The 20,201-nt window shown below is 71.6% G+C and carries 15 protein-coding genes; 6 read left to right on the top strand and 9 right to left on the bottom strand.

What is annotated here, in order from left to right:
* The first annotated feature begins 1,900 nt into the window (after positions 1-1,900).
* Entirely contained in the window at positions 1,901-3,613 is a 1,713-nt protein-coding gene (locus tag ACWCPW_RS24995; RefSeq protein ID WP_449763829.1) for an ATP-binding cassette domain-containing protein, read from the top strand.
* Between the two features lie 135 nt (positions 3,614-3,748).
* Here the strand turns inward: ACWCPW_RS24995 and ACWCPW_RS25000 are convergent, their stop codons facing one another.
* From ACWCPW_RS25000 to ACWCPW_RS25015, 4 genes are all read right to left on the bottom strand, one after another.
* On the bottom strand, positions 3,749-4,897 hold the full coding sequence (locus ACWCPW_RS25000) for a hypothetical protein (protein ID WP_449763830.1): 1,149 nt from the start codon (positions 4,895-4,897) through the stop codon (positions 3,749-3,751).
* Between the two features lie 179 nt (positions 4,898-5,076).
* A complete protein-coding gene (locus tag ACWCPW_RS25005; protein ID WP_449763831.1) occupies positions 5,077-6,006 on the bottom strand; it encodes a 3-oxoacyl-ACP reductase in 930 nt (309 codons plus the stop codon).
* Between the two features lie 148 nt (positions 6,007-6,154).
* Entirely contained in the window at positions 6,155-7,231 is a 1,077-nt protein-coding gene (locus tag ACWCPW_RS25010) for a Zn-dependent alcohol dehydrogenase (protein ID WP_449763832.1), read from the bottom strand.
* A 581-nt stretch (positions 7,232-7,812) separates the two neighbouring features.
* Positions 7,813-8,673: a MaoC/PaaZ C-terminal domain-containing protein gene (locus tag ACWCPW_RS25015; protein ID WP_449763833.1), complete on the bottom strand. Its 861-nt coding sequence runs from the start codon at positions 8,671-8,673 to the stop codon at positions 7,813-7,815.
* A 148-nt stretch (positions 8,674-8,821) separates the two neighbouring features.
* Between ACWCPW_RS25015 and ACWCPW_RS25020 the strand changes: the two genes are divergently transcribed.
* Positions 8,822-9,526 carry a PaaI family thioesterase gene (locus ACWCPW_RS25020; RefSeq protein ID WP_449763834.1) on the top strand — a complete coding sequence of 235 codons (705 nt, stop codon included), beginning with the start codon at positions 8,822-8,824 and terminating at the stop codon, positions 9,524-9,526.
* 151 nt (positions 9,527-9,677) lie between these two features.
* Here ACWCPW_RS25020 and ACWCPW_RS25025 read toward each other — a convergent pair whose 3' ends face one another.
* The 4 genes from ACWCPW_RS25025 to ACWCPW_RS25040 form a co-directional block, all read right to left on the bottom strand.
* A complete protein-coding gene (locus tag ACWCPW_RS25025) occupies positions 9,678-11,252 on the bottom strand; it encodes an ABC transporter substrate-binding protein (protein ID WP_449763835.1) in 1,575 nt (524 codons plus the stop codon).
* A gap of 819 nt (positions 11,253-12,071) precedes the next feature.
* Complete coding sequence (locus ACWCPW_RS25030; protein ID WP_449763932.1) at positions 12,072-12,176, bottom strand: DUF397 domain-containing protein; 105 nt, start codon at positions 12,174-12,176, stop codon at positions 12,072-12,074.
* The gene (locus ACWCPW_RS25035; protein ID WP_449763836.1) at positions 12,155-13,189 is read right to left on the bottom strand and encodes a helix-turn-helix domain-containing protein; all 1,035 of its coding nucleotides are present in this window, start codon (positions 13,187-13,189) and stop codon (positions 12,155-12,157) included. Before ACWCPW_RS25035 ends, ACWCPW_RS25030 begins: the two co-directional genes overlap by 22 nt.
* 416 nt (positions 13,190-13,605) lie before the next feature.
* Entirely contained in the window at positions 13,606-14,220 is a 615-nt protein-coding gene (locus ACWCPW_RS25040; protein ID WP_449763837.1) for a TetR/AcrR family transcriptional regulator, read from the bottom strand.
* Between the two features lie 499 nt (positions 14,221-14,719).
* Here ACWCPW_RS25040 and ACWCPW_RS25045 point away from each other — a divergent pair, with 499 nt between their 5' ends.
* The 4 genes from ACWCPW_RS25045 to ACWCPW_RS25060 all read left to right on the top strand — a co-directional run bounded on the left by ACWCPW_RS25045 (position 14,720) and on the right by ACWCPW_RS25060 (position 18,308).
* A complete protein-coding gene (locus ACWCPW_RS25045; protein ID WP_449763838.1) occupies positions 14,720-15,619 on the top strand; it encodes an SDR family NAD(P)-dependent oxidoreductase in 900 nt (299 codons plus the stop codon).
* Between the two features lie 92 nt (positions 15,620-15,711).
* Entirely contained in the window at positions 15,712-16,692 is a 981-nt protein-coding gene (gene rarD / locus ACWCPW_RS25050) for an EamA family transporter RarD (protein ID WP_449763839.1), read from the top strand.
* Positions 16,689-17,339 (top strand): organomercurial lyase, encoded by a 651-nt coding sequence (gene merB, locus ACWCPW_RS25055; protein WP_449763840.1) that lies wholly within the window; start codon positions 16,689-16,691, stop codon positions 17,337-17,339. Before rarD ends, merB begins: the two co-directional genes overlap by 4 nt.
* Positions 17,340-17,663: 324 nt before the next feature.
* Entirely contained in the window at positions 17,664-18,308 is a 645-nt protein-coding gene (locus tag ACWCPW_RS25060; RefSeq protein ID WP_449763841.1) for a LysE family translocator, read from the top strand.
* 207 nt (positions 18,309-18,515) lie between these two features.
* On the opposite strand, the gene ACWCPW_RS25065 is transcribed toward ACWCPW_RS25060, so the two are convergent.
* Positions 18,516-20,198, bottom strand: coding sequence for a long-chain-fatty-acid--CoA ligase (locus tag ACWCPW_RS25065; protein WP_449763842.1), 1,683 nt, complete (start codon positions 20,196-20,198; stop codon positions 18,516-18,518).
* Between the last annotated feature and the right edge of the window lie 3 nt (positions 20,199-20,201).

Below are 20,201 nucleotides of genomic sequence, written 5' to 3' on the forward strand. Positions count from 1 at the left end.
AGCGGAGAAGGACCCCGGGCGGGGGGATCCCGAGGAGCGAACGGGACGCGCGGCGGCGGCAGGCGCGACGGATGCCGACGGCCGGCAGGGCGCCCCGGGTGAGCGGGCGGGGCGCGCGGCGATGGACGGCGACGGCGGGTCGAGTGCCCCGGATGAGCGGGCAGGGCGCACGGCGGCAGGCGGCACTGTGCGGGACCGCCCGGGTGAGCGGGTAGGGCGCGCGGCGGTGGAGGGCCGGGCCGGCGAGTGGGCTTGGTGTTCGGCGGTGACCGTGCACGCGGCGCGCTCGGCGCTTCCGCGGAAGGGGCGACCGGCGCCGATCGCCGCCGAGGACAGCACGGAGCCCGGCGATCCGGCCGGGGCCGAGGCCGAAGGGGGAAGCCGGATGACCGACGACGGACCGCACGACGACCGGACCACGGAGCCGAACCCCGCCCCTGACCAGCCCACCGGGCGACGCCGACGTGTGGTGGTCCCGGTATGGGACCCGAGTCGACGTCGCGCCGGACCACCAGGCATGGACGGGCCCGAGGAAACATCCCGTGCGGCGCGCGGGTCGGTGGGCAAAGGCTCCCGGACGGAGCCGGGGTGGGACCCGGACACCTCCCGCGCCTCGCACACCACCGGCCCGGACTCCGGCGAGGCCCTGGCGGCCGAGGCCCCCGGCCCGCGTGTCCGGCGGTGGCGCTCCCGAGCCGCACGAGGGCGGAGCGCTCGGCGACGGGCGTCGTGGGCGAGCGGATCCCCGGGGGTGACCACGGACTCCTCGTACGGTCCCGCCACCGGCGGCGAAGGCACGGAGACTGCCGGCGAGGGCACACGCCGGCGCGCGCCCCTGGCGGACGCGGACCCCGTGCCGAACGAACACTCGTCCCTCGCTCCCGAAGACGACAGCGGCACAGCCCCGGCTCCCGATCGTCCCGGACGCCGGCGACTGGTGTGGGCAGGCGCCGACCCACAATCGCAGGAGCTCCCCGCACCCACACCGCAGAACGATGCCGACGCGTCCCGGGACCCCGATCGAAAGGGGCGACGGCGCCAGGCGCCCTGGGCAGGCGCGGGCTCGGAATCGGAAGGATTCGCCGCACCCACACCAAAGGTGCACACAGACGCAGCCGAGACCCCTGCCCGGAGTAGGCGACGGCAGGTGCCCTGGGCAAACGCCGGCCCACCATCGCAAGAGCCCCCCGCGCCCGCGCCGGAGGACGACGCGGACGCCTCCCGGGCCCCCGGCCGACGTGGGCGACGGCGGCGGGTGTCCTGGGCCGGCGCGGACCCGGGATCGCGGGAATCCTCCGCACCGGCACCGGCGGACGACCCGGGCACGTCCCAGCCTCCCGGCCGAACGGGGAAAAGGCGGGAGGTGTCGTGGGCGGGCGGCGGCTCGGCGTCGGGAGGGCTCTCCGCGCCGGTGCCGGAGGAGCACACGGGCGCGGGCGAGACTCCTGGTCGGAGTGTGCGGCGGCGGGTGTTGTGGGTGGGGGGCGCAGCGGAGTTCGGGGAAGACGCGGTGCGGGCGGACGCGGACGAGGGTCCGACCACCGAACCCGTCGCTCGCGGGCGCCGACGGCGGACTCGGGGGGCCGAACGGTCGAGCCGCCGGGAGGACGCCGGGCGAGGCGCCGAAGTCGCCGATCCGGGTCCGGGGTTGTGCTCGATCGCGGAGCACGGGAGCGAGCCGCCCGGATCCTGGCCGGAGCCGGCCGCAGACCCCCCGCCCGGAGCCGGCACCTCCCCGCGCCGGCCCCACGACTCCCCCCGTGCCCCCCGGGCCCGGCCGCCCCGCCGCAGGCGGCACAGTGCCGGACCCTACGGTGGTGGGCTGCGGGCCGGGCAGGCGTTGTTGGCGGGGTTGTTGGGGGCGCGGCGGGCGGCCTTGGGGCGGGTGCTCGGGTGGTCGGTGGCGGAGGGCATTCCCGCACTGTTGTCGGGGGCGTTGCTCGCCGCCGCGCTCGATCGCGGGTTCCTGGCCGGGCGGCTCGGTGTCGGGTTCGTGCTGCTCGGCGTGCTCGCGTTGGCGATGCTGATTCGGGCCGCCGCCACGTACGCGATGTTCCCGCATCTGGCGGCCGTGGTGGAGCCGATCCGGGACACCCTGGTGCGCCGGGTGGTGTCCGACGCCGTGCTGGACGCGACGTCCGGGCGTCCCGGCGCGGGAAGGCGCGCGGACGCGGCGGTGGCCCGGCTGACCGAACAGGTGGAGAGCTGCCGCAACCTGACCGCGTCGCTCCTGCGCACGCTGCGCCAGCTCGGCGTGACCATCGTGGCCGCGCTGCTGGGCCTCGCCGTCCTCGCGCCGATACTGCTTCCGCTCGTGGTGATCCCGCTCGGCCTGGCCACGTGGTTGTTCGTGCGCCTGCTGCCGCCGCTGGCCCGGCGCCGGCGCGCCCTCGTACTCGCCGACGAGGAGATCGCCGCCCACACCGGCCGCACCGTCGCGGGTCTGCGGGACGTGGTCGCGTGCGGCGCGCAGGAGCGCGTCGTGGCCGAACTGGGCACCGCCGTGGACGCCCGAGCGCGCGCCGCCAAGCTGCTCGCCCGCGCCTCCTCGCTACGCCTGCTCGTGGTCGCCCTCGGCGGCCAACTCCCGTTGCTCGCCGTGCTGATCGCGGCGCCCTGGCTGGTCCGCGACAACACCCTGAGCACCGGCGAGGTGGCGGGTGCCGCGTTGTACCTGGCCCAGCACCTGGAGCCCGCCGTGCGCGCCGCGACCGCGACCGTGGGCGGCTGGTTCCTGGAGTTGCTCGTGGTCGCCGGCCGCCTGGCCCAGACGACCGACCCCGCGCCGGTGCCCGCCGCCCGCCCCGCGCCGCCCGCCCCGTCCGGCTCCGGCGGTCTCGTCCTGGACCGGGTCACCTTCGGCTACGGCCCGTTCGCCGAGCCGGTCGTCCGCGATCTGACGATGACCGTCTCCGCCGGCTCGCATCTCGCGGTGGTCGGCCCGAGCGGCATCGGCAAGTCCACCCTCGCCGCCCTGCTGGCCGGCCTGCTGGCGCCGGATCAGGGCACCGTCGCCCTCGCCGACACCCCGCTCCCGAACTGGCCCGAGCCCGCGCTGCGCCGCGCGATCGCGGTGGTCCCGCAGGAGGCGTACGTCTTCGCCGGGTCCGTGCACGAGAACCTGAGCTACCTCGACCCGAACGTCGCGCGTGCCGATCTGGACCGTGCGGTTCGCCTGGTCGGCGCGGCCGAACTCATCGCCCGGCTCGGCGGGTACGACGCGCACATCGCCGACCCCGGCGCGCTGTCCGCCGGCGAGCGCCAACTGATCGCGCTGGCCCGGACGTACCTGTCCCCCGCCCGCTTCGTGATCCTCGACGAGGCCACGTGCCACCTGGACCCGCCCACCGAGGCGCTGGCCGAGGCGGCGTTCGCGACCCGCGCGGGCGCCCTGGTGGTGATCGCGCACCGGATCGACTCGGCGCGCCGGGCGGACCACATCCTGCTCATGGACGGCAACCGGCCGACGCTGGGCACCCATCACGAACTGCTCGCCGAATCGGCGCTGTACCGCGACCTGGTGGGCGCGTGGGAGCAGCGACCGACCGACCCGGTCGGCTGGTTCGAGCGCAAGCCCGCCCGCACCGAGGAGAACGCGCGGGGCCGGGTCTGACTCGCCCCGATCCCGCGCGCCCCGGGGCGATCGAACTCGGCCACCACCCCACACGCCGTCTCACACACCCGTCTCAGGCCACCCGTCTCGGGCGCCTCTCACGCGCCGACTCGGGTGCCGACTCAGGCGCCGGACTCACGCGCCGTCGAGGATCTCGGTGAAGCCGTACGGCTTGTGCGGGCCGAAGAACAACTGCTCGACCACCCCGACCCCCGCCCGACCCGCGCCGGTCAGCTCGGTCACCCGGATCACCTGCTGCTGGTGCTGGCGGTCGAACTGCAGCGGGTCGACCTTGTCCAACTCCCAGCTCTCGTAGCCGACCTTGAGCTCGCCCTGCCAGACCGCGTGGCCCCACTCGGAGTGCAGGTAGCCCAGGCCCGCGAGCAGCCCGCGGGTGCCGATCGGCTCGATCCGGTAGGCGAACGGCTCACCCGCGCCGTCGGTCATGTGGAACTCGCCGCCCTGGACGCGCCGGGTGCCCGGGACCCAGGTGAGCGCGTGGTGATGCGGCGTCAGCTTCTCGAACGCGGGCTGATCCTCGGGTACCGGGACGTCCGCCGGGTCGGGCGTCGTGCCCAGCGGCGTCGCGGCCACCCGCTTGCCGTCCACGTGGTACATGTGCCCGTCCGCGCGCTCGAACGAGGCCCACAGGCTGACCTCGTCCGCCCAGTGGATCGGCGTCCACAACCACAACATCGGATTGAACGGCTTGGGCGCGCCGCCCTCGCGCTCGCCCACCGGCCGCACTCCCCACGAGCGGTCCCGAGTGCCCAGTGTGGTCGCCGGGTCGATCTCCAGGATCCGGCCGCCGGGCAGCGTCACCGTCCCCGACCACACGCCGAGCTGGGTCAACCGGGTCGAGTCCATGATCACGTGATGCCCGTTGCGGGTGGTGGTGCGCTCCTCCTCGATCGCGGCGGCGCGCGCGGTGAAGGTCAGGTCGCAGCCCAGCCCGTGCTCGTTCGGCTCGACGTACACGCGCAGCACCTTCAGCGGCGTGCGCACCTCGATCCCGACCGGGCCGACGGTGAGGTCGAACCGGTCCAGCGGCGCCCGGCGGGACGCGTGCAGGCTGTGCTGGACACCGTCCACGCTGATCGTGAAGTGCGCGTCGGCGACGAACCGGTTCGGATACAGGCCGTGCGAGAACGCGAAGTAGAACGCGCCGTCGCGGTCGTAGCCGTTGAACCAGTAGCGGTCGTACGCGTTGCGGTCCGAGGTGGCGGGCGTGGCCACCGGCTCGGGCGTCTGGTGGATCGGGAAGTCGTCGGCGGAGGTCAGCACGGGGAACCCCTTCTTGGTGCGGTACGAGGGACGCCCCTCGTACCGGCGGCCGGCCGGCGCGGCCCGATCGCGACGATCCGCGCGGAGCCCTGCGCGGCCGCGGCACGACACGTGTCAACGGTGCGGGCGAAAGCGGGGCCGGGGGCGATTCCGCCGCTCCCGGCCCCGCGGATCGGGAATCAGCGCGGGTCGCGCTTGAGGAACAGCAGGTCGTCGGCGGTGTAGCCGGCGCCCAGCTTCTTGTCCGCGTAGTGCGCGGAGAGCACCTGGTCCAGCTCGTCCGGCGTGAAGGTGGCCTGCTTCGAGTCGAACTTGGCCTGGAGCGTGGGGCGTTCGATCACCGCGACGAAGCCGCCGTGCACCACGAAGGCCTGGCCGGTGATCTGCTCGGCGGCCGGACTGGCCAGGTAGGCGACCAGCGGCGCGACGTGCTCGGGCGCCAGCGGGTCCATCTCGCCCTCGGCGATGTTGTTCGCGCTCTCGCCGAACACGTGCGTGGTCATGCTGGTGCGCGCCCGCGGGCAGATCACGTTGGCCCGCACGCCGTACTTGACCAGCGCGTTCGCGGTGGACATGGTCAGGCCCACGATCGCCGACTTGGCCGCGGCGTAGTTGGGCTGCCCGGCGGAGCCGGCCAGCCACGCCTCGGACGCGGTGTTGATCACCCGCGCGTACACCGCGCCGCCGCTCGCCTTGGACTTCTCCCGCCAGTACTTCGAGGCGTGGTGGGTGGTGTTGAAGTGGCCCTTGGCGTGCACCGCCAGGACCGAGTCCCACTCCTGCTCCGTCATCGAGAAGATCATCCGGTCGCGCAGGATGCCCGCGTTGTTGACCACGATGTCGATCGAGCCGAAGGTGTCGATCGCGAGCTGGATCAGCTTGCCCGCCGCGTCGAAGTCGGAGACGTCGCCGCGGTGCGCGGCGGCCTTGCCACCGGCAGCGACGATCTCGGCGACGACGTCGTCGGCCGGGTTGGGGCTGCCTTCGGGGGCGAAGTCGTTGATCACGACGGCCGCGCCCTGCTTCGCGAGTTCGAGGGCTTCGGCGCGGCCGAGGCCTCGGCCGGCGCCGGTGACTACGGCGACCTTGCCATCCAGCGACGTGGTCATGCGGTAACTCCCGTGGGGTCGGTGGCTTTGCTGCGGTCGCGTCTTGGTTGGCTTGGGCGTTGTCGTGCCCACCCGCCCACCCGTTGTCCGGGTGGGCGGGCTGCGGATGACGGCGCCGCTTGCTTTGAGGGGCTCTGGTGCTGCTCGGTCAGAGGGTGACGATGGTGCGGATCGACTCGCCGCTCTTCATCAGGTCGAAGGCGTCGTTGATGTTGGCGAGGGTGAGGCGGTGCGTGATCATCGCCTCCAGGTCGAGCCGACCGGCCCGCCACAGCTTGGTGATCCGCTCGTACTCGGTGACGATGTCGCCGCCGCCGTAGATGCTGCCGATGATGCGCTTCTGGTCGAAGAACAGCTCGAACATGTTGAACGAGACGTTGTCGTCCATCGCGCCCGCGCCGACGATGATCACGTCGCCGCCGCGGCGGGTGAGGTCGTACGCGCTGCGCGCGGTGAACGACTTGCCGACCACCTCGAAGACGTAGTCGAAGCCCTGGTTGGCGGTCAGGTCGCGCTTGGCGTCCGCGGCCTGGTCCGGGGTGATCGCGTGCGTGGCGCCGAACTGCTTGGCCCACGCGTGCTTGGACTCGGCCGGGTCGATGGCCACGATCTCGGCGGCACCGGCCGCGCGCAGACCCTGGATCACCGCGATGCCCACACCGCCGGCGCCGATCACCGCGCAGGACGCGCCCGGCTCGATCCGCGCGCTGTTGAACACCGCGCCGACACCGGTGGTGACGCCGCAGCCGATCAGCGCCGCGATCTCGTACGGCACGTCGTCGGCGACCTTGACCGCGCACGGCGCGGCGACCACGACCTCCTCGGCGAAGGTGCCGGTGCCGGTGAAGCCGTACGACGGGGTGCCGCCGAAGGTGAAGTTCTGCGTGCCCGCGTTCATGAAGCCCGCCAGGCACAGGTTGGACTGGCCGCCGCGGCAGTAGTTGCACACGCCACAGGGCGGCGCCCAGCAGATGATCACCCGGTCGCCGACCGCGACGGTGCTCACGCCCTCGCCGACCTCGACCACCTCGCCGGCGCCCTCGTGGCCGGGGACGAACGGCGCGGGCTGGGGCAGGACGCCGGTCATCGCCGACAGGTCCGAGTGACATACGCCGGTCGCGTGCAGCTTGACCCGCACGCGTCCCGGGCCCATGCCCACGGCCTCGACGTCATCGCGGACGTCGAGCTTGTCCTGGCCGGTCTCGTGCAGAACCGCTGCGCGCATGGGGGCTCCCTCGTCTTTCTGCGAACCAATACTTGGCCCGGTCAAGAACTATAACTTGTTCTCGTTTTGACTCAAGACCAATGACACGGTCAAGGTATCCGCCCCCACGAGAAGGCGAAAGGCATCCGGCCCGGGACAAGGGAAGGTCACACACCCGACTCGGCGGGCACACACCACACGGCAACACGACCACGGGCACGGACGAGGCGCGCGCGGCCACCGGTACACGGCGGGCGCGGGCACGTCGGGCGCGCGGCGGGTGGGCGCGGGTGCGGATGCGCGCGGCATGCCGACGCGGTCGCGGTCGCGAGCAGCGCGGGCGCGGCACGTGCGGAGCAGATGAGGCTCGGGCAACCCGCCCGACGACTGCGCGCGGGCGCGGTGCGTGGCGCGCGTACAGCGAGGACGGGGCGGCGGGGACCCGGGAGGGCGCGGGCGGCACGGGCCGGCGCGGCGGAGCCGTGCGGGTCGGGTGATATGGCCCCGGGCCCGGGGTGGGCCGGCGCGGCGCGCCGGGGCCGCGAGGTCGAGGTGACCTCGGGCTCCCCGGCGTACCGCGCCGCTTCGGCGAAGACGCGTCGTCAGGAGGTGTACTCCACCACCGTGTCGGAGAGCACGATCGCGTCGTCGCGCTCGACGGCGGAGGTGTTGATCAGCAGCTTGCCGTCCTCCTCCCAGATCCGGACGCGCATGGTCTCGCCCGGGAAGAAGATGCCGGCGAACTTGGTGCGGTAGCGCTTGACCCGCGAGACGTCGCCGCCCAGCACGTTGTCCACGACCGCCTTCAGGGTCAGGCCGTACGAGCACAGCCCGTGCAGGATCGGGGTGTCGAAGCCGGCCGCCTTGGCGAAGTCCGGGTCGGCGTGCAGCGGGTTCCAGTCGCCGGACAGGCGGTACAGCAGCGCCTGGTCCGCGCTGGTGGGCACGTCGATGGTGTGGTCGGCCGCGCGCTCGGGCACGTCGATCTTGGTCACCGGCCCACGCTCGCCGCCGAAGCCGCCCTCGCCGCGCACGAAGATCTCGGCGCGCGAGTCGTACAGCTTGGTGCCGTCCTCGAGTTCGGCCGACGACTCCAGCACGATCACGGCGGCCTTGCCCTTGTCGTACACGTCCGCGACCCGGCTGGTCGCCTTCACGCCCTTGGCCTTGGCCGGCAGCGGGTTGTGCACGACGATCTCCTGGCCGCCGTGCAGCACCGCGCGCAGGTTGATGTCGATGCCGGGCAGCGCGGAGAGGCTGCCGCCGACCTTGGTGCCGGCCACCGTCGCGAAGGTCGGCAGCACGTGCAGGTTCTTCTCGTACGTGTAGCGCAACTCGTCCGCGCCCGTGGCGGGCGTGCCCGCGCCCAGGCCCAGGTGGTAGAGGATCACGTCCTTGTTCGACCAGGCGATCTCACCCGTGCGGGGCTCGGCTCCGGTGGCCTTCGCGGCATCGATCGGCATGACGTCTCCTCTACTGTGACTGCGATTCCGTACGACGACGGCGCCACCTGCGACGGGCGGCCCGTCAAAACTAGAACTCGTTCTTTTTACATGCAATGATCGGCCATTCGCCCGGCCGAAGCCAGGCCACTCCGACCCAGGAGCCGTCATGACCGCCGCCGCCCGCGAACCCACGGACACCCGCGAGCCCGACGAGGCCCTCGCCCCACCGCCGATACCGGACGACGTACTGCGCGAGTTGCGCCTGACCTGGACGCCGCGCCCGGACCCGGACAGCGCCGGACGCGCGGCGCGACACCGGCTGGCCGAGGCGACCCGCCGCCTGATCGAGGCGGTGAAGTCGGTCGACCCGGAGGGTGCCGAGAGCACGCTGGAAAGCGTAGCTGACGATGTATCAGATTTGGCGGATCGCATCGCCGCACTGGCCCGTGTGGGCGAGCGCACACCCACCTCGCGCGATCTCGCGCTGCACGAACGCGGCCCGCTCGTGGGCGCCGCGAACCCGCTCGCGCCACCGCTGCACATCACCGGCGACGGGCAACTGGTGCGGGCGCACGTGACCTTCGGCGCCGCGTACGAGGGGCCGTACGGGCGCGTGCACGGCGGCTGTGTCGCGGCGGCCTTCGACGAGGTGATGGGCTGCGCGCAGTCCGGCGCGGGGGCACTGGGGATGACCGGGTGGCTGACCGTGCGGATGCGCCGCGCGACGCCGCTGCACACCCGCATCGACTACGAGGCCGGCGTCACCCGCGTGGACGGGCGCAAGGCCTGGGTCACCGCCCGGTCGTACGCCGACGGCGAACTGGTCGCGGACGCCGAGGCGTTGTTCATCCGGGCCGCGCCGCGCGGCTGATCCGAGCGGCCCGTAGCCGCTCCGGACCGGGTCCGGCCGGTCCGGGTACAGCCGGACCGACATCACCTGACACGACGTCAGGGACGTACCGTGGGTACGTCCCTGACGTGGCGTCACTTCACTGCGCCGACTCGGCCGGCGTCGGGTGCGACTACTTGAGCGCGATCCGGTCGAAGAGGATCAGGCCGTCCTCGAACAGCGCCAGGCCCTCGATCTTGGTGTTCTTGCCCTGGACCGCCGCCGCGAAGGACTTCTCGTAGGAGAAGAACGGGACCTCCTTGACGATCTCCGCCTGCACACTCTGGTAGGCGGCCTTGCGCACCGCCGCGTCGTCGCTGTTGCGGGCCTCGTCGAGCGCCTTGTCCACGACCGGGTCGTTCCACTTGGTGCGGTTCTCCGAGCCCTTGGAGTGGGTGAAGTTGTACAGCACCGGCTCCGGCTCGTCGAAGGTGATCACGAACTCCGAGGCCTGGAAGTCGTTGTTGATCAACACCTTCTGGATGTAGGCCGCGCCCTCGAGGAACTCGGTCTTCATCGAGATGTTCTTCATGTTGCCGAGCTGCGTGAGCCAGTACTCGGCCGTCAGGCGCGCGCTCGCGCTGCTGTTGGTCGTGTACGTGAAGTTCAGCGGCTTGCCCTCGGCGGCCAGTTCGTCGAGCAGCTTCTGCGCCTCGACCCGGTTGTTGGTCGCGTACACCGCGTCCGGGTTGGCGAACGGCGAAGCGGGCTGGAACAGGGTCTTGAGCGTTTGGCCCGGCGAGCCCTGGATGGTCTGGTTACGGTCGTCCGGGTTCATGATCAACGCGAACGCGCGGCGGGCGCGCGCGTCGTTGAACGGCGGCTTGGACGTGTCGAACATGGTCATGAAGCCACCGCTCTTGGGATCGAGGGTGACCGTCATGCCGTCCTTGCGTGCCTGCTCGGTGGACGGGAAGTGCGCCGTCGTCATCAGCTGGGCCTGACCCGAGGACAGCGCCGCCAGGCGCTGCTTCTGGTCCATCACCGGCTTGAAGATCAACTCCTTGAGCGCGGGCTTGCCCTGGCTCCAGTACGAGTCGTTGCGCTCCAGCGTGAGCTGCGAGTCGCGCATCCACGTCTTGAGCTTGAACGGGCCCGCGCCGACCGGCTTTTGCGCGAACAGCTTGGGGTCCGCCTTGATCGCGGTCGGCGAACCGATGAACGCCAGGTTGTGCGCGACGACCAGGTCGAAGTGGGCGTTCGGGGCGGGCAGCGTGACCTTGACGGTCTGCGCGTCGACCGCGTCGAACTTCATCCCCTTGACGGCGGTGAACTGCACCGACCGGTTCGCCGGGTCGGCGTGCCGTTCCCAGTTGAACTTGACCGCCTCGGCGTCGAGCGCGGTGCCGTCGGAGAACTTCACGTTGGGCTTGAGCTTGATCGTCCAGACCGAGTTGCCCTCGCCGGCGGTCGCGCTCTCGGCGATCTGCGGCTCGGCCTTGCCGGTCTTGGGGTTGATCCAGAAGAGCATGTCGAACACGGCCGCGGCCTGATTGCCGCCGGTCAGCGACGACACGGTGGTCATGATCGGGTCGATGCCCTTGGCCTCCTGCGTGATGAGCACCGTCATCGAGCCGGAGGCTCCGCTGCCGGCGTCGTCGCCGCCACCGCACGCGGTGGCACCGAGCGTCAGGCCGGCGAGGCCCGCGAGTACGCCCGCGCGGCGCACCAGGCGGGTCTTGAGGGGTGTCGAGTTCACGGTTCGCACGGGACGCTCCTGCGTTCGGGAAGCACAAGGCACGCCGTCCCGGGAGCGGGGTGGCGTCGTTTCCTTGATCCAGACGTGGATGTACGGCCACGGTAAGGAGAAATCTGACGGTCCGTCAAATAACAATTCCGCACCGTCCGTGACGGTACCGCAGCCCCAATCCCCAAATTCCACCGATCGAGGTGACTCTCCGTCAGTTTTCCCTGACCCAGCGACCGATGCCCCGATATCCCCCACCTGGAACCCCACCCCCAAGCCACATCACGCACCCCCGAGCCAATTCACGCACCATCCGATTCACGCACCCAAGTCCCGATCACGCACCCCCGAAGCGCCCGGAAATCGATATGGACCACGCAGGGGGACGGAGCGGAACGGACGGGGACGGGGACGGGCGACGCGCAGCGGGCGGTGGGCGGGGGGCGGGGGCGGAGCGGAAGCTGCGGATCCGAGACCCCGGGGCTCACGCGCGGCGGGGCGGCGGCACGGGGCGGGACGGGACGGGACGAATCGGATCGGGGCGGCGCGGCGGGGCGCGGGACGGAGCATCGCTCGACGCTTCCAGCGAGAGGAACGTTCCTCGCCGGCTCGGAGCCGGTGGCAATCGGTCCCGGAGTTCGGTGCTTCACCGCATCGCCGACTGCCGGATCCGCGGCGGCGGTCGCGACCGGAAGCACTACCTCTGCAAGATCGCGGAACGAAGATTCCCGCCGAGGCCCGCAGTCCCTCACACGACGCTCTCGAATGTCACCCGTCGCATCGTGAAACCAGATCGACGCGACCGGCCCGCAACAGTCACCTGACCCACAAAGGCGCAGATCAGCGACGGGCACGCTCTATCAGGTGGGCCCACGAGGCCGGGTTGACCGCGATCACCGGCGAGTCGGCGACCTTGCTGTCCCTCACTCCGACGGACGCTCCCAGAACCGCAACCTCGACACAGTTTTCTCCTCCGCTGTGGCTGCTGGTTGTCCATCGCCCGCGAGCATCCATGCCGTCTCCAATTCCGCGAGCCTCTGTGCCACGAGGTGCATCGACTCGTCGGCTGTGAGTGCTGCTGCCTGGAGTCGATCGTAGGCGAACGCGTACGCCGCGAGACATGCCGGCCGCGAAGTCCACGAAGCCCCGGTCAGGGCCTCGGTGTACACGACTCGCCTGTCTCCGAGGTCGAACAGCACGAACGGGCCGGCCATGCCGGGATGACCGCCGGCGGAGAGTGGCACCACCCGAAGTTCCACATGGGGCAGGGCAGACACCGTGACGAGCAAATGAGCAAGCTGATGACGCAGGATCGCCTCGCTACCGACCGGACGATGCAGGACGGGCTCGTCGATGATGTACAGCAGTGCACGAGACCCATCGGAGCGCGCCGTCAGGTCGGCCAGCCGTTCGGTGCGCCTACGTGCCCGCCGAATGACTTGATCCTCGGGCAACGCGGGCACGAACGCGCGAATCGCCGCGACTGCGTACTCATACACCTGAAGAGGCCCAGGGATCAGACTGGACTCGTATGTACGCGTGACCACCGCACGTTGTTCCACCTGTACCAGGCGGTCGACGCGAGCGGCAGACCCTTCGTTCGGGTCGGTCCGCCACCACCCGGACTGCTCGCCCTCGTGCAGGCCTTCGACGATGTCGACGACCTGGGCGCTCGCGATCTCCTCCTCGAACCGGCGCGAGCCGACCGGTGGCGAGAAGCCGAGCATGGTCAGCGGCAACCCGAACAGCGCCTCCAGCACCGTTTGGTAGTCGCTCGACGGCCACGGCGGCTCGGCACTCTCCCAGCGCCGGACCTGACGCACGCTGACACCGATGCGAAACCCGCATTCGACGGCCCTCTGCTCGAACGCGTCGGCGAGCCGCTGCTGGGAGTGCCACCCACGCTGGTGCCGCGCGGCGACGAACGCCGGGTTGCCCGGCTCGATCAAACGTTTCACGACGCCCCCAAGGTGGTCACCAAACACACGGTAACGACCTTGATCGGCCCATTTCGCCGATTCATGCTTCTTCGCAGGTGGCGGATGGTGGCGACCCGGCAGCGGCGCGATTCGCCGGGCGTACCGATCGCCGAACCGGGGTCGCGACCCCAGCGGTCCACAGCTTCACGCCCTCGACATCGGCGTAGGCGCACACCTCGCCGAAGGCACCGTGCCACAGGCCGGGTCGGCGGGGACGGCAGAACCCAACCAGCGGGCAGCGTACGGGAGTTGCCAGTGCAGGCAGACCGAAGCACGGCGCCACGAGCCGCGCCCTGGTCACGCTCGGACACCCGCTCAGCCGCGAGCGCATCGGAGCGCGCTGCCGATTGCGGCTTGGGAGCGTCGGTCGTCGGTCTGGCGTGGGGGGCCGGCTCTCAGGGGCGGAGGGCCTTGAGGGTCAAGTCGACCAAGGCGTCGGCGTATTGCTCGGTGAGGGGGCCGGAGCGGAGGAGCCAGCGTTGGTAGAGGGGGGCGTAGAGGAGTTCGAGGGCCAGGTCGAGGTCTATGTCGGGGGCGATCTGACCGGCTCGTTGGGCGCTGCGTAGGCGTTCCTTCTTGGCCTCGTCGACGGGGGCGGCCATCTTCTCGTGGTAGAGCCTGGCGAGCTTGGGGTCGTTGATGATCTCGGCGTTGAGTGCGCGGATCGGGGCCTCGAACGCGGGGTCGGCGAACTCGGCGACGGTCTCGCGCATCAGATACTTCAGGTCCGTCGCGACGTCGCCCGTATCGGGCAGCACGATGCCCTCTCCCGGGTCGCTCAGCGCCAGGAACGCCTCGAAGACGACCTCGCCCTTGGAGCCCCACCACCGGTAGATGGTCTGCTTGCCGACGCCCGCGCGCGCCGCGATGGCCTCGATCGTGAGCTTCGCGAAGCCGAGCTCGGAGACCAGCTCCCGGGCCGCGGCGAGGATCGCGCGGCGGGACTGTTCGCTGCGCCGGGACGGGTTCGGCTTCGCGGCCGGGCCGCCGCTCGTGTTGTCGGTGCTCATGGACACAGCATAGCCGATCCACGAGACGAACCGTCTCGTCTTGACATGAGGATCCGGAGCATGCATGCTCAGATCTCGAAGCGAGACGAACCGTCTCGTCTCACATCGTGCTCGTCCCGCACGACTCGCGCCATCGCATCTCCGAGGAGTTGTCACTCATGTTCCGCACCCCGACCGCCGCCGCACCGATCACCGCCCCCGCGACCGACGCGAGCGACGCGTTCTCCGTCGTCGATGTACGAACCGCGACCACGACCGGCCTGCGAATCTCCGCCACGGCCGCAACCGCCGCTCGTGTCGCGCCCCCCGCCGAACCGCCCCGACCGCGACACCGACGCGAGGCACGGATCACCGCACCTCGTCCCGCGACGGCCGGCCGCCGCACGGCGACCTCGTCCGGCTACCGACCGAGGTGAGCCCGATCCCGACCTCCGCGCGAACCATCCCGGCGACAGCCTCCGAACCCTCCGACACCGCCCGCACGAAGGAGCCCACGCTCATGACCACCGCCACTGTTGCCGACACCGGCACCTCCACCACCGCCACCGCCACCGCCCCGACCACTGTCACCAGCGCCACCGACCGCGAGCCCCGCGTCTGGTTCATCACCGGCGCCTCGCGAGGCCTGGGTCGGGCCTTCGCCGAGGCCGCGCTCGCGGCGGGTGATCGAGTCGCCGGCGTCGCACGGGGCGTCGCACCGCTCGCCGACCTCGTCGCGCGGTACGAAGGCCGCTTTGTGGCCCTCCCCCTCGATGTGACCGACCGCGGAGCGGTATTCCGCGGCGTGGCCCGCGCCGTCGCCGCCTTCGGCCGGCTGGACATCGTCGTCAACAACGCCGGCGTCAGTCTGATCGGCATGGTCGAGGAGGTGACCGAGGAGCAGGTTCGGGCGCACTTCGACGTCAACTTCTTCGGCGCGCTGTGGGTGAGCCAGGCAGTGGCGCCCTACCTGCGCGAGCAGGGCTCGGGGCACATCCTCCAGATCGGTTCGATGGGCTCCGCCGTCGGCTTCGCGTCCACCGGTCTGTACGGCGCGGGCAAGGCCGCGCTCGAGAACGTCACCGGTGCCCTGGCGATGGAACTGGCCGCCTTCGGGGTGCACGTGACGCTGGTGCAGCCCGGCGGTTACGAGACGGCGCTGTTCACCCACGGCCTGACCATGACCACCGAGAACGAGGCCTACGCGCCACTGCGCGCCGAAGTGGCGCAGATGTGGGCCGAGTCGAAGGACGCCGACCCGGCCAAGGCGGCCGCGGTGCTGCTGCGACTCGTCGATCTGCCCGAACCGCCCCGCCGGATCATCCTGGGCGGCGCGGCCTACGACATGATCGCCGAGCTGGACCGGGCCCGCCGTGAGGAATACGACCGCTGGGAGGCGATGAGCCGTGCCGGCGACTGAGGCCCCGGGGGCACCCGGCCGCGCGAGGGGCGGATCCACTCATTCCGGATTGGCCCCTGACGGAAGGCCAATTCGCCAGTACCGTCTGCGGCATGGGTTCAGAACGACGCGGATTGCTCCTGGGCACGGCCGCCTACGTCATGTGGGGTCTCTTCCCGCTCTACTGGCCCCACGTCAAACCGGCCGGCGCCGTGGAGATCCTCGCGCACCGGATGACCTGGTCCCTGCTGTGCATGATCGTTCTGCTCGCCGCGCTCCGGCAGTGGTCGTGGATCCGCGAGATCGTGCGTGCCCCGGCCAAGTTGGCCACGGTCACGCTGGCCGCCGTGATGATCTCGATCAACTGGGGCGCCTACATCTACGGCGTCAACCACGACCAGGTCGTGGAGACCTCGTTGGGCTACTTCATCACACCGTTGGTGCTGATCGGCATCGGCGTCGTGGTGCTCGGCGAGCGGCTGCGGGCGATCCAGTGGACCGCTGTGGGGATGGGCGTCGCGGCGGTGGTGGTGCTGATCGTCGCCTACGGCCGGGTCCCATGGATCGCGCTGAGCCTGGCCGCGTCGTTCGCGACCTACGGCTACGTCAAGAAGCGGATGAACCTCCCCGCCACCCACTCGATGACGGCCGAGACGGCGGTGATGTTCCTGCCCGCGCTGGGCTACCTGACCTGGTTGGCCTGGACCGGCGAGGGCACGTTCGGGCACGAGGGGACGCCGCAGGCGTTGATGCTGATGACGGCGGGGCTGATCACCGTGATCCCCATGCTGTGCTTCGCGGTCGCCGCGAACACGGTGCCGCTGAGCACGATCGGCATGCTGCAATACCTGGCCCCGATCATCCAGTTCGGGATCGGTGTCGCGGTCTACCACGAGCCGATGCCCGCGGCCCGGTGGGCGGGCTTCGCCCTGGTGTGGACGGCGCTCGCGGTGCTCACCTACGACGCGATCCGCCAGTCCCGCCGTAATCGGGTCGCCGCCCTCGCGCCCGAGCGGGAGCCCGGGGCCACTGTCACCACCGCGCCCCGGGAGACTGCGGTCACCGTCGCGCCCGAACGAGAGGCCACCTCGTGAGCGTCGAACAGTTGCGCCTGGCGGTCTATCGGGGCTTCGCCGACACCGGGCGAGCGCCGTCCGATCAGGAGTTGGCCGCGATCCTGGGCGTCTCGGAGCTCACCGTGCGCGCGGGGTTGTGGACCCTGCACGAGCAGCGGCACATCGTGCTGCGCGACGGGGCGATCGTGATGGCGCATCCGTTCAGCGCGGTCCCGTTGGGCTTCTCGGTGATGGGCTCGCGCACGTTGTGGTGGGGCGGCTGCGCGTGGGATTCCTTCGCGGTGCCGCACCTGGTGGACGAAGAGGTCCTGGTCGCGACCCGCTGTCCGGGCTGCGCGGGGGCGCTCGCCTGGAACGTGGGCACCGAACAGCCGCCCAAGGGCGACGAGGTGGCGCACTTCCTGGTCCCGATCACCATGCTGTGGGACGACGTGGTGCACGCGTGCGGCAACCAGCGGCTGTTCTGCGACCAGGGCTGCGTGGATCGCTGGCTCGCCCGCACCGGCCAGACCCGCGGCTACGTGCTCGACCTGACCACGTTGTGGCGCCTGGCCGAGCGCTGGTACGAGGGCCGCCTGCACCGGGGCTACGAACGCCGCGACCCGGCCATGGCGGCGGCCTACTTCGCCTCGATCGGTCTCGAAGGCCGCTTCTGGGGCCTGTGAGACGCGACGTCGCCGCCCCGCCGACACCACCCGCCAGTGCCGGCACGGCCCACCTGCACCGGAACGCGCCCGGCACCGCGCCCGCTCCGAGCCGTCCCCGCACACATGCAGGGCACCCGCCGACGCGACCCCGGCCCCGGCCTGGCCCCGGCCCCGGGTTCCTGCCCCGCCCAACCCGGGCCCGGTACCGGCCGTCCGCCCCGGCCGTACGCGACCTCGCCCGAACCGCCCGCCAGGACTCGGTCATGACGACGTGTCAGCACCTCGCGCGACCGGTCGTCGCCCGCCGCCGGGGCCCTCGGGCGAAGCCGGCAGCATGACCGCATGGACGTGTTGACGCACCTCGCCTCGTTCGCCCTGGTCGCCGGGCTGTTGACGATCATCCCGGGCCCGGACACCGCGATCGTGTTGCGCGCCGCCCTCACCCGGGGATCTCGGCACGGGTTCGCCACCGCGCTCGGCATAGGGTCCGGCACGCTGGTCTGGGGTGCCGCGGCGGCGGCCGGCGTCTCGGCGGTGCTGACCACATCCCGAGTCGCCTATACGAGCCTGCGCATCATCGGCGCCTGTTACCTGCTGTGGCTCGCGTACGGGCTGCTGCGGGCCGCGTGGGCGAACCGGTACACCGATGTCGAGGTCGACGCGAAGGCGGGCGCCAAGGCCGCTCCGGGACTGTGGTCGGCGTGGGGGCGCGGCGTGCTCACGTCGCTGACCAATCCCAAGGTCGGCGTCTTCTACATGGCGATGATCCCGCAGTTCATCCCGTCCGGGACGCCGCATCTCGCGTTCGGGATACTGCTCGCGCTGGTCCACGACATCGAGGGCATGGTGTGGTTCGCGGTGATCGTCCTCGGCGCGAACAGCCTGCGCGCCAAGCTCCGTCGCCCCCGCTTCCGCCGCACCCTCGACGCCTCGACCGGCACCGTCATCGGCGCCTTCGGCATCGGCCTCGCCGCGTCCGACGGCTGAAGCCGCCGCCCCTCCCCGCGCACCTCCACCGGCGACCGGCCGCGACGGGATGCGGGCGTCGGCCCGACCCCCGAGTCGGGGCCGAGCCGGCCGCGACGGTGCATCAGGTCGGTGCGCCCGCGCCCGAATCTCCGACCGCCCCCGAACCGACGCCCGCCCCCGGCTCCACGCGCACCCTCGCCGTCGCCTCCGGTCCCGCCCCGCCCCCTACCCCTCCCGTTCCATCAGCGCCAAAATATGCGCCCGGCCCCGGTCGGCGAACGCCGTTTCCAGCGTTTTGCGATCAGCCTCGGTGAAGGGTCGGTACGGGCCGTCCTTCGCGTCGCGCCACCACAACTCGTCCGCGCCGGTGTACCAGGCCTGGCGGACCAGGACGCGGGTCAGGATCTTGTTCGTGCTGGTCTGCGGGAGCGTCGCGGCGATCCGGATGTAGCGCGGATGCCAGGCCCGGGACAGGTCCGACTGGGCCGCCAACCACGCGGCGAACTCCGCCGGTTCGAAGCTCGCGCCCTCGCGCAGCACCAGGGCCGCCATCGCCTGGTCGCCCGCCGCCTCGTCGGCCACGCCGTACACCGTCGCCACCGCGACGTCCGGGTGGCGGGACAGGATCCGGGTGACCGGTGTGGCGCCGAAGTTCTCCCCGCCCACGCGCAGCCATTCACCGCTGCGGCCGGCGAAGAAGATCAGGCCGTCCTCGGTCCGGTAGGCCAGGTCGCCGCTCCAGTACCAGCCCTTGCGCATGCGCTGCGCGGTCGCCACCGGGTTGTTGTAGTAGCCCTCGAAGGAACCCGCGCCGCCGATGTTGACCAGTTCGCCGACCGCCTCCTCGATGTTGGTCATCCGGCCCTCGGCGTCGAAGACCGCCGGCGGGCACTCCTCGCGGGTGTCCTGGTTCAGGATCCGGATCTCGCCGTTGGGCCGGCCCAGCGCGCCCGGCGGCATGTCCGGGACCGGTACGAAGGACAGGCCACCCTCGGTCGAGCCGAACCCGTCCCGCACCGTGCAGCCGAACCTCCGGGCGAACCGCTCGACGTCCTGCGGCCCGCCCTCGTTGCCGAAGACGCGCGCGAGCGGGTTGTCCGCGTCGTCGGGCAGTTCCGGTGTGGCCAGGATGTACGACAGCGGCTTGCCCACGTAGTTCGCGTAGGTGACCTTGAACCGCCGCACGTCGGGCAGGAAGCCGGACGCGGAGAATCGCCGGCGCAACACCAGTTCGGCCCCGGCCGCGACCGCCGGCGCCCAGCACGTGACGACCGCGTTGGAGTGGAACAGCGGCATCGCGCAGTAGGCGACGTCCGCGCCGGTGAGCCGTTCCATCGCCACCACGCTCGCCCCCTGCGAGGCGATCTTGCCCTGCGAGCAGATCACCGCCTTGGGATGCCCCGTGGTCCCCGAGGTGAGGATCAGCATGAAGGTGTCCTCGGCCGCCGGTCGCTCCGCGGGCGGCTCGGCGTCCGCGTACGGCTCCAGCGCCGCCGCCCAGGACGGGTCGTCCACGCACAGCAGCCGGTCCGCCGGGAAGTCCGGCGCGGCGGTGCGCAGCTGCGCCAGGTGCGCGGCGTCGGTGATCACCAGCGAGCAGTCGGTGTGATCGATGTCGCGCGCGAGCTCGGTGCCGACCCGGGTCGGGTTGAGTCCGACGATCACCGCGCCGGACAGCGCCGCGGCCCCCAGCAGCAGCGGAAACTCGGGGACGTTCTCCAGCATCACCCCGATGTGCCACGGCCGGCCCTCGACCCGCATCCCGCGCAGCAGCGCCGCCCGGCGCGCGGACTCGGCGACCACTTCGGCCCAGGACCACGCCCGGTCCTCGAATCGGAGCGCGGCCGAGGAATCCGCGGCCCGCTCGCGCAGCAGTTCGTCCAGGGTGGTGGTCCAACGTCCCGACACGGC

It is taken from the genome of Embleya sp. NPDC001921 (assembly GCF_053594475.1).